This is a genomic window from Wolbachia endosymbiont (group B) of Rhopobota naevana (assembly GCF_947250615.1).
Classification (GTDB): domain Bacteria; phylum Pseudomonadota; class Alphaproteobacteria; order Rickettsiales; family Anaplasmataceae; genus Wolbachia.
The window spans coordinates 801,843-816,641 of sequence record NZ_OX366333.1; the positions used below are offsets into that span (position 1 = coordinate 801,843).

Genomic DNA, 14,799 nt, shown 5'->3' on the forward strand with positions numbered 1-14,799 from the left:
TTTCTTATGGCTGGTCATTCACAGTTTTCAAATATAAAACATCGAAAAGGTGCTCAGGATGCAAAGCGCTCGCAAAAATTTACGAAGCTCATTAGGGAAATAACAGTTGCTGCAAAACAAGGGCTACCTGATCCCGAGCTTAATCCACGTCTTCGCTCTGCTATCTTTTCTGCGCGAAAGGAAAATCTACCAAAAGATAAAATAGAAACAGCAATAAAAAATGCAGCTGGTAACGTTGCTGGAGAAAGTTATGAAGAAATACAATATGAAGGCTGCGGACCTTCTGGTGCTGCACTTATTGTCCATGCTCTGACAAATAATCGCAACCGAACTGCTTCTGAGATACGTTATATCTTTTCTCGCAAAGGCGGTAATTTGGGAGAAACAGGATGTGTGAGTTACCTTTTCGATCATGTAGGCTTAATTGTCTATAAAGCAGAGGGTATAAATTTTGAAGATTTATTTAACTATGGAATTGAATTAGAAGTATTGAATGTTGAGGAAAATAACAAGGAAGAATTATATGTTATAACTTGTGAAGTGAAAGATTTTGGTAGAGTGCGTGATGCTTTCTATACAAAATTTGGAGAACCAGAACTTGCTCGTCTTTCATGGCAACCAAAGGACCTGATTGAAGTGAGCGACAAAGAATTAATTGATAAATTATCTACATTAGTTGAAGAGCTAGAAGATAATGATGATGTGCAGTATGTTGAAGGTAATTTTATTTTTGCTGATAAACTATGAGGCTGGTAATACTTCCACTGCTTTGTATTTTACCAGCATATGCAACTGAAACATTTGCGCAGAAATACTATTGTCATTCCAGTGCCCAGACACTGGAAATTGATTGTAAACAGCACGCTATACAACATTTTCGATTAAAAAACTGTTCAAGCACTGGAATAACAGAAAGCAACCTAAACCACTTTCCAGCGTTACTTCAGCACGGGATCAGGAAAAAAAAAGCTGCTTTGGTGACAGAAAGTGATAGAAAGTTGTTATTCATATCCAGTGACATAAAATCCTCTTTTTTTGACGCAGAAGGTTTGGCGCCAAATACAGTAATGAGATTAATCGACATATATAAAGGTTATGGTGTAGATTTTAAAAAAGACATTGTGCCCAAAAGCAAATTGGAGGTGCTGTGTGAAAAATCACTCAGTAATCAGAAGGCTGAAGAAAAAATTTTATATACTTCACTGACAACAGATAAAAAGGTCATTAGCTTGTATCATTATGAGTCACAAGAAGCAAAAGAAGTGTATTTTAATAAAGAGGGGGTAAGCTTGAAGAGTAGCGAAATTTTTGTAAATCCTTTAAACGGAGATTTTCGTATATCCTCGAATTTTGGTAATAGAAAGCATCCCATTCATGGTAAAATTGCTTTTCATAAAGGAGTAGATTATGCAGCTAAACTTGGCACTCCTATACACGCCACTGCAGAAGGTGTAATAGAATATATAGGAAAGAATGGTGGCTATGGGAATTACATCAAAATAAAGCACAACAATAAATATTCAACTTGTTACGCACATATAAGCAAATTTAGTAGCGATGTAAAGTTAGGCTCTAAAGTAAAGCAGGGACAAATCATTGCTTATGTTGGCAGCACTGGTGTTGCAACAGGACCTCATTTACATTATGAAGTTATATATAATGGTAAACATATTGATCCGCTTACGATAGCTCATGGCAATGAGATAAAGTTGCCTGATCGTGAATTAAGAGAGTTTAAATTATTTGTAAGTAAGGTAGATGAAATAATCAGCAGAGAGGGTGCAAGTGAAAAAGCAATCTGATGAAGACAGTACAGATAAAAATACAATAAATGATAGAAATCTAAGTAAAATTCGGGCTTTTCCTGTACTAATAGCGCTAGGGTTAATTTTATTGGTACTTTTTGTGTATGACAGCACAATTGCACTTGGAGTTGCTGCTGTTTCAATATTGACTTTTTCTCAAGGATTTTTCGTTAATGATCCTAATGAAGCAAGAGTGATAGAGTTTTTTGGTCATTATATTGGAACTTATTTTAAGTCTGGAATATGCGTAACGCTTCCATTTTCGAGTAAATATAGAGTTTCTTTGAAATTTCAGAATATCAATACAGAAAAAATTAAAGTTAATGATGCTAATGGAAGTCCGATAGAGATTTCAGTAGTAATTGTTTGGAGAGTGAGCAGTCCTGCGAAGGCATATTATAATGTTAATAATTATCATGATTTTGTTTTTGTGCAAAGTGACTCGGTAATTAGAGAACTGGCAAGTAATTATCCGTATGATAGCGAAAACGATGAGGAATCTTTGCGTAAAAATTCTGATAAAATTTCAAATGAATTGAGATCAATGCTACAACAAAGATTGAATATTGCTGGAATTGAAATTACAGAAGCGAGAATATCGCATTTGGCGTATTCATCTGAGATTGCACAAGCAATGCTGAGACGTCAACAAGCACATGCCATCACCTCTGCAAGAAGGCATATAGTGCAAAATGCAATAGGAATTATCGAAGAAGTAATAGCCCATTTTGAAAAAAATAAAAGCTTACAATTGGATGGAAAACAAAAGGTTCAATTGATAAACAATTTGCTAGTTGCTCTGATCTCTGAGCAGGATGCACAGCCGACTATTAGTTTGGATAATAATTAGCATAGAAGCCGATTGGGTTTCATGAATGCAAGTCACTGTTAATTTCTTGATTAATAGACTAAATGATGTTATAAATTACACGCATTAGGGGTGCTCTAAAAAAGCTGAGAGTACATAAAGTACAACCCTTTGAACCTGATCTTGTTAAAACAAACGTAGGAAAATGTATGTATATAAATATTGAAGAATGCTTTGGCTTCATCGCGTTCATTACATCTCTCATTGGGTTATTGCCTCAAGTATATAGAGCATATATCACAAAACTTACTCGTGACGTATCGATGCTAATGTTGGTGAATTATCTTATTTGTTCATCATCTTGGCTTATTTACGGTATTTGTCAGGGTTTAACTTTTGTGATACTCAGTAATATTGCTGGATTAGTGATCAGTATAATATCAATTGTTCAAAAATGTTACTACGATGCAAAAACTGCACGAAGCGTTTTATAACCATATGCTACATTGTAGCGTGGAGCAAGAATATCGTTCTATTGTAGTACTAAATGGAGAAATACCTGATTCATCGTTTTTTAAACAAGATATACCTGTTATTGCTGTAGATGGAGGAGCAAATAAGCTTCTATCAATTGGCGTAAAACCTGATCTTGTAATAGGAGATTTGGATAGTATAAATCCGAATTTACGTGCTAATTTAAATACAGTATATCTACCTGATCAAGATTATTGCGACTTTTCTAAAGCAATGGCTCACTTAAAAACAGTAAAGTTATTGCCATCAATAGTAACGGGTATTACTGGAGGAGCAATTGATCATATACTACAAAATATTAACTTTTTTTTAAGTACAGATAGTATCTTTTATATGCCTTCGCCTCCCATGGTGGGGTACGCCTTACAAAAAGGTATTAGCTATTTTTCCTCTTTGCTAAAAAATACTAAAATATCCTTACTTGGTATACCGAAAGCTCAAATATCAACTAAAGGATTACAATGGGAACTGTACCTTAGTCACCTTGCTTTTCCAGGAAAGAATTCTTGCTTTAATCGAAGTTTAGGCAATGAGTTATCTATAGAAATACACAGCGGCGTGTGTTTAGCAATGATATATTTAGAAGCAGTAAATGATGATGGTGTGTATTGAGTTAAAACATTAAGAAAAAAAAAAGTAGAAAAACCGTGTTAACACTAATTATAAAAACTACAGGCGCCTGTTATTAGCTAAAGTAAAGGTCAAATATCTGGAATTCTGGACATAAAATCCTCCTGTATAAAAAAGATTCAGAATGTACACACAACAGATGTGGCTGAATTTTTATTGAAAAATTGGTTAAAAGGTCTGCAGACTAAGATAGATTTTGAGCTCTCTAAATATCTCTACCATCATTATAATGGCATCTTGAGTATGCGGAAGCAATTTTTTCATTAAAATAAAAAATTTTATTCTACAGCTCAAAAAGGAGTTTGCTAATTTTCACACTGAATCGGATTCCACTACTCAAACCTAGAAACTTTAATGTGCAAGTATTGAAACCGGTGTTCCCCTTCTTGTTATCCGAGTAGCCTTTTCTTGTCATTTAAGTGGCCTTTTCCTGTCCCCAGTATCTGCTGCTGTCATTCCAGTGCGTGACGTTATTTCCATCCAAGATGGTGTCATCCGAATAGCTGACACTGGTTCCTTTATGACGGCAGTGCCCAGAGGTGTCATCCCAGTGCCCAGACACTGGGATGACACCCTTCCTTGTAGAGATCTCTTGCGTTATCCTACTCATCTATTCTCGTTGCATCGTAATCGCAACTACTACTCTCTCCTTCGCATCTAGCATCGGTTTGTGATGTAGATTCGTCAGTGTCAGACCCAAACAACCATGAAAAAAACCCACCAAAAAATGATGCAATTAAAGAAAAGGGCTTCATAATTATATTAAGCAAATTATCAAAAAAAGAGCTGGGGTGTTCTTCATTTGTTGATGATTCACTTCGTGGACTAACATCATTGTGTGTAAGTGTTATGTCAATAGAATGTCCATTATCAGCAGCTTCAATTTTTACATCACTTTCTTTTTTTGCACTGATCTCCTTTTGTTCTTGTAAACTTGGTTGGACATTACCTTCTTGTCCAGCATCTTCCTCTTGACCTACTTCATTATCTTTTGATGCTATACTGTCATCAATTTTTTTGGGGGGTTTTAGTAATAGAGTTTTTATTTCTTCTGTGCTAGCTAAATCTAAAGGAGTCTTTCCATATTTATCTTGTGCATTAACATTTGCTTCTGCGTTTATTAGAGCTTCTACTATCTCTTTTCTATCATAGTTTGCAGCCCAATGTAAAGGAGTCCTCTTATCCTTATCTACTGCGTTAACATTTACTTCTGCGTTTATTAGAGCTTTTACTATCTCTTTTCTACCATATCCTGCAGCCCAATGTAAAGGAGTCCTCTCATCCTTATCTACTGCATTAACATTTGCCTTCATTTCTATTAGAATATCGACCATCTTTTCACGGCTCCACGATACATTAGGTAATGTATTCCAGTTGTTTTTTTCAATTACCAGGTGTAAAGGAGTCTTTCCATCTATATTTTGTAAATTAACATTGATACTTTCTACTTTCAGTAGATCGTCCAATTCAGGTATCTCCATCGCTTTCTTTTTTAAAAAAAATGCAAAGGAGTCTCTTTATTTTTATCTGTTAGATTAACATTGATGCCTTTTTTGTTCAGTAGAGTGTAGAATTTATCTGTATCTATATCTAGGTCTATTTTTTGAAGAATTAAATGTAAAGGGGTTTCTCCTGCATTATTTTGTGCATTAACGTCTGCTCCTTTATCAAGTAGAAATTCTACTATCCTTTCTGTATCTTTATATCTACTTTTAGCAGCAAAATGCAGAGGAGTCTCTTCAAATTCATTTTTTACATCAACCTTTGCTCCTTTGCTGAGTAGAAATTCTACTACGTCTTTATGTCCATATTTAGCAGCAAAATGTAAAGGGGTGCTTAGATCATCACTTTGTGCATCAACCTTTGCTCCTTTACTGAATAGAAATTCTACTACACCTTTATGTCCATTTTGAGCAGCCAAATGTAGAGGAGTCTCTTCAAATTCATTTTTTGCATCAATTTTTGCTCCTTTGCTGAGTAGAAATTCCACTACGTCTTTATGTCCATTTTGAGCAGATAAGTGTAGAGGGGTCTCTTCAAATTCATTTTCTGCGTTAACCTGTACTTTTTCTTCTCTATTTAACAGATTTTCTACATCATCAATATTACCGCTTTTAGCAGCTTCAAGCAATTTGTCATTGGCATCTTTTATGCTTTGTAATAGATTTTTTATTTCTTCTGTCTTAGCTAAATCTAAAGGAGTCTGTCCTTTATCATTTTTTGTATTAACATTTGCTTCTTTCTTTAATAGGTCTTCTACTGCTTTCAAGTCGCCAAGTCTGGCAGCCAGATGTAGAGAAACCTTACAATGCTCAGCTTTTACTTCTTCGTATTTATTTAACACGTGGCGTTCTCGAGAAGAGTCATAAGCAATAAAATCTGCTCCATTATCTAATAGAACTTTTGCTATATCAGAATGATTATTTTTAACAGCCCAATATAGAGAATTACCTTGAGATCCATCATATGCATTAACATCAGCTTCTTCAATTATTAGGCGCTTTGCTTCATTAAGATCACCTCTTTTAGCAGCATCAAGTAAAGCAGCATCTATATCTCTGATTAAATAATCCATTTAACACTTCTCTATAAAATTGCATTACTATAGTAAGGTAATTAATAATTCATGAAATCTGGGTTGTAGAAATAATGATTATCCTTCATGTTTTTCAGTATATTTAAGTAAACTATATATAAGAATTGCAATTATAGAACATACAACTGTTAATAGTAAATTTGGTAAAATGCCATAAGAAAAGAATTCTCCTACTATGTATATTCCAATAGCCCCAAACATCATATTGCAAAATGAGAGAACTGCACTACCAAGCCCTATACTTTTGACCGTTTCTAAAGCAGAAGTTACGTTATTGCTGATTACGAGTGCAAGTCCTATATTGCTTGGAATCCAAAGAACTTGAAGAATAAGTACGTTCAATTTGTTCATGAAATAAAAATATACCAATAAACCATCAGATATTATTGGTAATACCAAACCTATGATTAGCATCTTGCTCACTCCTATTTTTGGTACGTACCTTCTGTTAATTAAAGTGCCGATTACGTAAAATATGACTATGATTGATATGAGATAGCCAAAATATTGTACTTCAATACCCATTGATTCAAATATGAACGGATAGTTAGCAATGTATGCCCAAAGCCACATGAAAGTTAATCCATGAATGGCTGAAAACCCAAGGAAACGATAATTCCTGAATATTGATATATATTGCTTGAAGATATTGATTGCTATGTTGGTTTGATTTTTATTTACAGTGAGCGTTTCTTGCAGCTTCAAGTAAATAAAAATGAGCATAACAATTGCTGCAAATGATATGATAAAAAACAAAAATTTCCAACTATATCCATGTGAAATCATATAACTGCCTATTACTGGAGCTATTCCAGGTGAAAGCGCTACTACCATATTTAACTTTGAGATTACTCTTGAGTATTCACTACCTGAGTACATATCTCTGATTGCTGCATATCCGACAACGCCTGCAACACCAGCTCCAGCTCCTTGTATAAACCGGATTAATATTAAAAGTATAATATTATCAGCTATGTAACATACAATACTTGCCAAAGTAAAAATTGTCATACCAATCAGCATTATTAGGCGCCTACCATAATAGTCTGACAGTGGGCCATAAATTAATCCAGATATTGCAATTCCTACTAAATTTAAACTGATCGTAAGCTGCGCTATATTACCTTTCACCTTAAAATAGTTGGCAATACTTGGCAATGCAACTGAGTATAAGTCTGTTGCCATATCAACAACTGCTACAGATAATATCATAATAAGAGAGATGATATTTTGTGAAAAAGCTGTCGACACTAATGATTTACTGGATTAAATATGTTTAATTGTAGTATATTTTTCTCATTAGTATATTAATTTAACTGCTAAAGTTTAAAATAATTATGTAAGCAATCTCTATATAAAATATGGATAAATCACAACTAGTTAAAGAGGTTTTCGATTCTGTAGCAAATTGCTACGACATCATGAATGATATAATGAGTCTTGGAATGCACAGGCTATGGAAAGAGAAGATGGTAAGTAGTGTGCATTTTAAAAAGAACTCCAAGGTTTTGGATATTGCTGGAGGAACCGGAGATATAGCTATAAGAATAGCAAGAGGTGAACCAAGTACTCAAGTTACAGTATGTGATATAAATCAAAACATGCTGGACAAAGGGCGTGATAAAGCAATAAATTCAAATCAGCTAAATTTCAATTGGGTATGTGCAAATGCAGAGAGCTTACCATTTGAAGATTCCGAATTTGATTATTATACAGTAGCTTTTGGTATTCGAAACTTTTCCGACCGTAAGAAGGCTTTAAGTGAAGCATATAGGGTATTGAAGCAAAATGGACAATTTGTCTGCTTGGAATTTGCCCCTATGTATTATCAAAATGAGATATTCACCAAATTTTATGACTTATACTCATTTAAAGTAATTCCTAAAATTGGTAGCATAGTTGCTAAAGATAAGGGTTCTTATGAATATTTAGTGAAAAGCATCAGAGAATTTCCAACTCAAACTAATTTTAAAATGGAAATTGAAGAGATAGGCTTTAAGAATGTTGAGTTCTATAATATGAGCTATGGAATAGTAGCATTACATATTGGAACAAAATGAATATTAAACTCTGGTCTATTCAGTAGTTTTTTTTGCTAACTTTCTGTAATTTCGCAGCGTTTTTCCTTCAGTAGAAATCAAGCTAAAGTTTCTTGAACGTATTGCTCTAACGAAGTACACTGTAAACTAATATTGTAACTTTTTCCTGAAGCTAAAATCTATATAATTAACTTAAAAATAAAATGCGATCTAACATTAAGCAGTTATTTTATTATATAAAACCTAATCTACATTATTTTACCGTAGCTTTTATTGCAGTTCTATTTTCAGCTTTAACGATTCTTCTTTTTGGTAAGGGCTTAAGCAACATAATTGATTCTGGCGCAGAGCATAACTTTACTACCAAGCTCGTAGTTTCAATACTGATAGTTTTAGGCATTTCTTTCACTGCATTTATTCGGTTATATTTCATTGGCATTGGCAGCGAGAAAGTTATCGCAAGAATCAGATACGACTTATATAGCAGTATCACTGACTTGCAACCAAGTTTCTTTGAGAACACAGGCGTACAAGATGTTATCTCAGCACTCATTACTGATACCTCTGCATTGCAATCGATAATAAACAGCAGCTTACTGACAATATTGAGGAATGCAGTGGTACTGACTGGTAGTGTTGCAATGCTGTTATACACAAATCTACATTTAACCGCATATGCAGCTGCAATAATACCCATACTGCTCATTATCATGACTTCACTTGGAAAAAAAGTTCGCAATTATGCACGCTTTGCTCAGGATAAATTAAGTGAGCTTGCATCATTTAGTGAGGAAAATTTTAGATCTATAGTAACCATTAAATCATTTGTACTAGAAGAAAATGAAAAAATTCGTTTTCAGAAACATCTAAACTCAGTATCAAAATCATACGTAAAATTAGTACTCTTGCGTGCTATTTTAGTAACTCTAGTTATCACGTGTGTGATAGGTTCGCTAGTTATTTTGCTTTTTTTTGGAATAAAAGAAGTCTTAAGTAATAATATGACCATTGGAGAACTCTCCTCATTTGTGTTTTATTCAGCGCTTGCGGCAGGAGCTATAAATAATTTGAGCGATAATATCAGTGATTTACAACGAGGTCTTGGAATAGTAGAGCGTTTGTTTGAGTTTACGAACATGAAAAGCTCTATAGTAAATGGCGAAAATCCTATAAGAATTAATAGTATTCAAAAAGAAATTGCGTTTAACGATGTAACATTTTTTTATGCTGATAAGCCAGCATTAAATAACGTATCATTTTCTATAGAGGCAGGCCAATCAGTATCAATTGTTGGACCATCTGGCAGTGGCAAGAGCACCATTTTAAAGCTTCTGCTCCGTTTTCACGATCCAAGTGAAGGCAGTATTACTATCGATGGACAGAATATTAAGACAATTGCGCTAAATGATCTAAGATCGCTGTTTGGCTTAGTACCACAAGATCACATGATATTTTCTTGCTCAATAATGGAAAATATACTATACGGCAAACCGGGTGCTGAATATGAGGAAGTCAGGCGAGCTGCTATCAGCGCTTATGCGATGGAATTTATTGATAAACTGCCGGATAAATTTGATACATTTGTAGGAAAAAGAGGATTAAAACTTTCTGAAGGACAAAAACAACGCATCATAATAGCAAGAGCAATACTAAAAAATCCTCAGGTTTTAATACTTGATGAAGCAACTTCTGCTCTTGATTATAAAAGTGAGAACCTAGTGCAAAAAGCACTTAGCAAATTAATGCAAAATAGAACAACAATCATAATTACGCACAGGCTATCAACCGCACTCAAAACTGACAAGATTATAGTGATTAATTGCGGGAAAGTAGAAGAAGTGGGAACTCATGATTCTCTAATGAGTAAAGATGGGCTGTATGCAAAATTGGCGAAGATATAGTAAAAACTGAAGGAAAATTTGAGTCATACTTGTTGGTTGTTATGCTAGATTGATAATGAAAATTATTAAATCTTTAATCATTTTAACTTATAATAATATCATAGTATTTTTTTAAGGATCATTATGGTTTATAATTACAGTAATTTACCAAAACTACCATTTACGGGTTATAATTTGCCAGTACCAGCCTTACAAGGACCAGTATTGAATTGTGCACAAGCTTGTACACCTCCATTTGTACCTTGTGCTACTAATTCCTGCCACAATCATTTTAACTCATATCATAACTATTATGATACATGTTATAATCCTTGTGATACGTTTGATTTTTTCTGCTAAGAGATTAGATTTAAATCACTCACAAACGTACGTTCTTTCACTCTTGCTATACGTACTTCCAATAGCACATGGGAAACCATGTGCTTCACATTTTGCTTTAAAATACAATAAATTTGACTACTGACAGCTTTTTCTTGAAATCTTAGCAGCATTTTGCTGTGGCAAAGCTTTTCAATGCGAATATCTTCTATATTAAAGTCGTATTTTGAAATGTACTGTAAGTTTGTATATTCTAATTTTAGCCTCAAAATTATTAAATCATTAACTTTTTTATCCTATAATAATCTAATAGTTATTTTTTAAAGGATTCTTATGAATTATAATTTTTCCTCATCTCCACGTGTTGGTTCATGTATTCCTACGCGCACAGCTTGCACAACTGACCCACGGTACCATAATAATTTTGGTCCACATTGTCATAAATACTTTAACCCACATTGCCATGACCACTTTGATCCGTGTTGTGATAGACTCGAATTAAATATACAGCTTCCTGATATAAAAATACCTCCTTGTCCTGATGTAAAATGTCCTGAGGTAAAAATACCTCCTTGTCCTGAGTGTCCTGCTTGTCCAGAACCTAAAAAACCAATTGACTTTTCAAAGCTTTCAATAGTAGTTGATGCAGTTTCTGGAGAGATTAAAGATGCCATTACTAAGAAATCTAGTGGTTTAATGTTTGCAAAATGTAAAGAAATTATTGATAAAAGTGACAACAATCTTGAAATTGGTCCAGACAATCGTCTCAAAGGAGGATGTGATAGTAATCCTGAATGCAAAGCTTGTGTGGATGCGATAAATGCTTCTATAATAGATACGCGCACAGAATCAGCATTTTCTCCTGAACAAATGTCAGTACCAGAAGGTATTGTTTATATTATATGAAAGTAATGAAGGTGTATACATTGTTAGTATACACTTCTATCTTATGTTAACTTTTTAGTAACCTTTATTTATTAATGGAGCAATTTTATGTTAAAGAACACTTCCCCTTATTCAAATAATAGGCATGTAAGTCATATATGTCAACTGCCACATATATTGAAAATTAATTTACATACAAGGCTAGATGATGGTAAAGACCCTAAATCCAAGATTGATGATAAAACTAAGAATGAACTGAAAGAAAAGATTAAAAATGAACTAGAGAAAGATCTTAAGTTTGAGATTGGTAATAAGACTAAGGATGAACTGAAAGAAAAGATTAAAAATGAACTAGAGAAAGATCTTAAGTGTGAATTTGATGATAAGACTAAGGAGAAATTGAAAAATAAAATAAAAGACGAAGTAAAGGATGAGATAGATTGTAAATGTGATAAGGATGCAATACAGAAGGAGATAGAGGATAAAATAAAAGACAAGTTAATAAAGGATGAGGTTAAGAAAGAACTTATTAAAGATCCTGTAATTGACGAAGTCAAAGATAATATTAATAAAGAACGTCCTCCTGAAGATGGTATTATTGTTACGCCTAAAGTAATCACTCCAGAACACGCTATGATTAACAAATGCGGAGCTTACTCTGGCTATTATAAATACTCTCCTGAGAATCAGGTAGGTCATTATGCTTTTAATACATCAGATATACTAAAGAAACTGTATCCTGAGATGTTTGATAACCCTAAAATTATGGAACACATAAAATCAGGTGCAAATGCTCCATATTCAGCACATAATTTTAAGCTTGCTTTTTCAGATGATATTAACTATGCGTGGGGTAGCCCTAGCAACATGTGGTGTCAAAAGTGTACAGAACTTCCCAATGACTACGTTTGCAAGAGTGACAAAGAGAATAAAAGTCTTTGTTATTCTGCAAAGAGCAGTTACGACACTAAAGAATATAGCAAAAACTTCTTTAATGAAGAATGTCCTAACCTTGTTAGTAAACCTATTCAAATGGGATCGGAAGAACAAAATATAATTACGAAGCAGGGTATGCCTCTGTTGCTTGTTAATTACAAAACAGGAAAGATAATAAATAAAGATGGTGAAGAAACTGATCAGCATTATGCTGTATGTCAGCATTACCTTAAAGATGATGGTAGACCTAAATCGATAGAGGATTGTGGTAATGGTGAAGCCTGCAAGAAGTGCATTAAAACACTGAACGAATCCATTTGGGATGCTGGAGATAAAACGATTATATTAAAAATTCCTGCGTTTAATGACCAGATGCTCAAGTCCGATATGGCAACAAGTGCAACAAGTATATATGAAAATGAGAACAATAACGCTTCTTATTATACTAGCAATAACGACTTAATATAAACCATAACTTTTCTGGTTCTTTCGACCCAGAAAAGGTCGCCTTACACCAAACAGAGAATAGAGAGAAAATCATAAGATAAACCTTCAACTAGCCCCACTTATTTGCTATATTGTTGGAGGTTTTCATAGTTTTTCTAGTTAATGAACATTTTTAAACAGGTTGCCTCTCTAATCTTTAGTAAATTAAATGAGTTGAAGCAAAGGGGTGTTATAAGTACGAATGCAACAAACTTTATTGTAGAGCCTCCGAGCAATAGAGCGCATGGAGATATTTACACAAATGTTGCTATGGTGCTTGCAAAGCATGAAAAAAAGAATCCAGTTGAGATTGCAGGGATCTTAGCAGAAGAATTTAAATCTTTTGATGAAGTTGCAAAAGTGGAAATAGCAGGTCCTGGGTTCATCAATATGCACTTAAAAATAGAAGTATGGCATGGAATTTTAAAGCAAATAAATGAGCTAAAAACGGAGTTTGGCACTCTCAACATTGGAAACAATCAGGCCATCAATGTTGAGTTTGTATCTGCAAATCCAACTGGGCCACTACATATTGGTCATGCAAGAGGGGCAGTGTTTGGTGATGTTTTAGCAAATTTGCTAAAGAAAGTTGGTTATAAAGTTACTAAGGAGTACTATATCAATGATGCTGGAGCGCAGATAGATACGCTAATTCGGTCAGTATATTTGCGGTATAAGGAAGCTCTGGGAGAGAAAATTAGCATCGAAAAAGGTTTATACCCAGGTGAATATTTAAAACCAATAGGGGAGGGGCTAGCTAAAAAATATGGCAAGGAGCTTAGAGAAGAGGATGATAATCAAATAATTAGAGAGTATACTTTAAGTTCCATTTTAGAGATAATAAAGGAAGACATGAACTTACTTGGAGTAAGTCATGATGTCTTTACTTCAGAGTATGAGCTACAAAAAAGTGGCAAAATCGAAGAGAGTATAAAGATATTATCTGATAAGGGTCTAGTGTATGAAGGGTACCTGGAGAAACCAAAAGGTAAAGAGAATGAAAATTGGATTTCCAGAAAAGAAATGTTATTTTGCTCTACAAAATTTGGTGATGATGTTGACCGCGCACTAAAAAAAGAGGATGGTAGCTGGACTTATTTTGCATCGGATATTGCTTACCATTTTGATAAGATATCACGTGGTTTTAACAATATGATCGTAGAGCTCGGCAGTGACCATGGCGGTTATATTAAAAGGCTTAGAGCAGTTGTCTCTGCGCTCAGTGATGATCAAGCAAAGATAGAGGTAAAACTGCATAATATTGTGAATTTCTTCGAAAATGGCAAACCTGTTAAGATGTCGAAAAGATCAGGAAATTTTCTTACAGCTAGGGATGTAGTGGAAGAGGTTGGCAGGGATATAACTCGTTTTATAATGTTAACACGCAAGAATGATATGGTCTTGGACTTTGATTTTGCTAAAGTTAAAGAACAGTCAAAAGACAACCCTATTTTTTATGTGCAATATGCGCACGCCCGTGCTCATTCGTTAATGCGTAATGCTCCAAAAGAGCTCCCAACAGCAGACCCTTCACTTTTAAAGACAGATGGGGAGCTATTCCTCATAAAAACCTTAGCAAAGTGGCCAGATGTGGTAGAAATATCTGCAAGGCTTTGTGAGCCACACAGAATCACTTTCTACTTACTTGAAGTTGCAGAAGCGTTTCACGTTTTATGGGGATATGGCAAAAGTGATTTAAATATGCGTTTTATACTGGAGAATAACTTAAATTTCACCGCTGCAAGAATGTTTCTCGTCCAAGCCTTAGCACACGTCATTGCTTCTGGACTTTCGATTTTTAATATAGAGCCTTTGAAAGAGATGAGTTAATTTTAATGCGTAATATTAAATGTGATAATAA

The 14,799-nt window shown here is 34.2% G+C and carries 14 protein-coding genes and 1 riboswitch; of the genes, 10 read left to right on the forward strand and 4 right to left on the reverse strand.

Going from position 1 to position 14,799, the window contains the following annotated elements; all coding sequences use genetic code 11:
• Positions 1–6 precede the first annotated feature (6 nt).
• The 5 genes from OOL01_RS03920 (at position 7) to OOL01_RS03940 (ending at position 3,759) form a co-directional block, all read left to right on the forward strand.
• The gene (locus tag OOL01_RS03920; protein ID WP_264687196.1) at positions 7–747 is read left to right on the forward strand and encodes a YebC/PmpR family DNA-binding transcriptional regulator; all 741 of its coding nucleotides are present in this window, start codon (positions 7–9) and stop codon (positions 745–747) included.
• Positions 744–1,802 carry a M23 family metallopeptidase gene (locus tag OOL01_RS03925; protein WP_264375469.1) on the forward strand — a complete coding sequence of 353 codons (1,059 nt, stop codon included), beginning with the start codon at positions 744–746 and terminating at the stop codon, positions 1,800–1,802. The genes OOL01_RS03920 and OOL01_RS03925 overlap by 4 nt, the downstream gene beginning before the upstream one ends.
• Entirely contained in the window at positions 1,786–2,655 is an 870-nt protein-coding gene (locus tag OOL01_RS03930; protein WP_264687197.1) for an SPFH domain-containing protein, read from the forward strand. Before OOL01_RS03925 ends, OOL01_RS03930 begins: the two co-directional genes overlap by 17 nt.
• Before the next feature lie 76 nt (positions 2,656–2,731).
• Positions 2,732–2,834: riboswitch (TPP riboswitch) on the forward strand.
• A complete protein-coding gene (locus OOL01_RS03935) occupies positions 2,823–3,107 on the forward strand; it encodes a SemiSWEET family sugar transporter (protein ID WP_017532519.1) in 285 nt (94 codons plus the stop codon). (Overlaps the previous riboswitch by 12 nt.)
• Positions 3,079–3,759: a thiamine diphosphokinase gene (locus OOL01_RS03940; RefSeq protein WP_319803546.1), complete on the forward strand. Its 681-nt coding sequence runs from the start codon at positions 3,079–3,081 to the stop codon at positions 3,757–3,759. Before OOL01_RS03935 ends, OOL01_RS03940 begins: the two co-directional genes overlap by 29 nt.
• Positions 3,760–4,188: 429 nt before the next feature.
• Here OOL01_RS03940 and OOL01_RS03945 read toward each other — a convergent pair whose 3' ends face one another.
• From OOL01_RS03945 to OOL01_RS03960, 4 genes are all read right to left on the reverse strand, one after another.
• Entirely contained in the window at positions 4,189–4,350 is a 162-nt protein-coding gene (locus tag OOL01_RS03945; RefSeq protein WP_264687199.1) for a hypothetical protein, read from the reverse strand.
• A 29-nt stretch (positions 4,351–4,379) separates the two neighbouring features.
• Positions 4,380–5,258, reverse strand: a complete 879-nt coding sequence (locus tag OOL01_RS03950) for an ankyrin repeat domain-containing protein (protein ID WP_264687200.1) — start codon at positions 5,256–5,258, stop codon at positions 4,380–4,382.
• Positions 5,259–5,269: 11 nt separating this feature from the next.
• The gene (locus tag OOL01_RS03955) at positions 5,270–6,352 is read right to left on the reverse strand and encodes an ankyrin repeat domain-containing protein (RefSeq protein WP_264687201.1); all 1,083 of its coding nucleotides are present in this window, start codon (positions 6,350–6,352) and stop codon (positions 5,270–5,272) included.
• A 78-nt stretch (positions 6,353–6,430) separates the two neighbouring features.
• Positions 6,431–7,585, reverse strand: coding sequence for a Bcr/CflA family efflux MFS transporter (locus OOL01_RS03960; protein WP_264687202.1), 1,155 nt, complete (start codon positions 7,583–7,585; stop codon positions 6,431–6,433).
• Between the two features lie 149 nt (positions 7,586–7,734).
• Between OOL01_RS03960 and ubiE the strand changes: the two genes are divergently transcribed.
• From ubiE to argS, 5 genes are all read left to right on the forward strand, one after another.
• Positions 7,735–8,433 carry a bifunctional demethylmenaquinone methyltransferase/2-methoxy-6-polyprenyl-1,4-benzoquinol methylase UbiE gene (ubiE, locus tag OOL01_RS03965; protein ID WP_264687203.1) on the forward strand — a complete coding sequence of 233 codons (699 nt, stop codon included), beginning with the start codon at positions 7,735–7,737 and terminating at the stop codon, positions 8,431–8,433.
• 182 nt (positions 8,434–8,615) lie between these two features.
• Positions 8,616–10,313 (forward strand): ABC transporter ATP-binding protein, encoded by a 1,698-nt coding sequence (locus tag OOL01_RS03970; protein WP_264687204.1) that lies wholly within the window; start codon positions 8,616–8,618, stop codon positions 10,311–10,313.
• 651 nt (positions 10,314–10,964) lie between these two features.
• Positions 10,965–11,537 (forward strand): hypothetical protein, encoded by a 573-nt coding sequence (locus OOL01_RS03975; protein ID WP_264687205.1) that lies wholly within the window; start codon positions 10,965–10,967, stop codon positions 11,535–11,537.
• Positions 11,538–11,624: 87 nt separating this feature from the next.
• Positions 11,625–12,920, forward strand: a complete 1,296-nt coding sequence (locus OOL01_RS03980; protein WP_264687206.1) for a hypothetical protein — start codon at positions 11,625–11,627, stop codon at positions 12,918–12,920.
• Positions 12,921–13,061: 141 nt separating this feature from the next.
• Positions 13,062–14,768, forward strand: coding sequence for an arginine--tRNA ligase (gene argS, locus OOL01_RS03985; protein ID WP_264687207.1), 1,707 nt, complete (start codon positions 13,062–13,064; stop codon positions 14,766–14,768).
• The last annotated feature ends 31 nt before the right edge of the window (positions 14,769–14,799 follow it).

What these genes read in the sequence shown, in the direction of transcription:
- OOL01_RS03960 (WP_264687202.1), bottom strand. Translation starts at nt 7,585, where the DNA reads ATGATATTATCTGTAGCAGTTGTTGATATGGCAACAGACTTATACTCA.
- OOL01_RS03935 (WP_017532519.1), top strand. Translation starts at nt 2,823, where the DNA reads ATGTATATAAATATTGAAGAATGCTTTGGCTTCATCGCGTTCATTACA.
- ubiE (WP_264687203.1), top strand. Translation starts at nt 7,735, where the DNA reads ATGGATAAATCACAACTAGTTAAAGAGGTTTTCGATTCTGTAGCAAAT.
- argS (WP_264687207.1), top strand. Translation starts at nt 13,062, where the DNA reads ATGAACATTTTTAAACAGGTTGCCTCTCTAATCTTTAGTAAATTAAAT.
- OOL01_RS03975 (WP_264687205.1), top strand. Translation starts at nt 10,965, where the DNA reads ATGAATTATAATTTTTCCTCATCTCCACGTGTTGGTTCATGTATTCCT.
- OOL01_RS03955 (WP_264687201.1), bottom strand. Translation starts at nt 6,352, where the DNA reads ATGGATTATTTAATCAGAGATATAGATGCTGCTTTACTTGATGCTGCT.
- OOL01_RS03970 (WP_264687204.1), top strand. Translation starts at nt 8,616, where the DNA reads ATGCGATCTAACATTAAGCAGTTATTTTATTATATAAAACCTAATCTA.
- OOL01_RS03980 (WP_264687206.1), top strand. Translation starts at nt 11,625, where the DNA reads ATGTTAAAGAACACTTCCCCTTATTCAAATAATAGGCATGTAAGTCAT.
- OOL01_RS03940 (WP_319803546.1), top strand. Translation starts at nt 3,079, where the DNA reads ATGCAAAAACTGCACGAAGCGTTTTATAACCATATGCTACATTGTAGC.
- OOL01_RS03925 (WP_264375469.1), top strand. Translation starts at nt 744, where the DNA reads ATGAGGCTGGTAATACTTCCACTGCTTTGTATTTTACCAGCATATGCA.
- OOL01_RS03950 (WP_264687200.1), bottom strand. Translation starts at nt 5,258, where the DNA reads ATGGAGATACCTGAATTGGACGATCTACTGAAAGTAGAAAGTATCAAT.
- OOL01_RS03920 (WP_264687196.1), top strand. Translation starts at nt 7, where the DNA reads ATGGCTGGTCATTCACAGTTTTCAAATATAAAACATCGAAAAGGTGCT.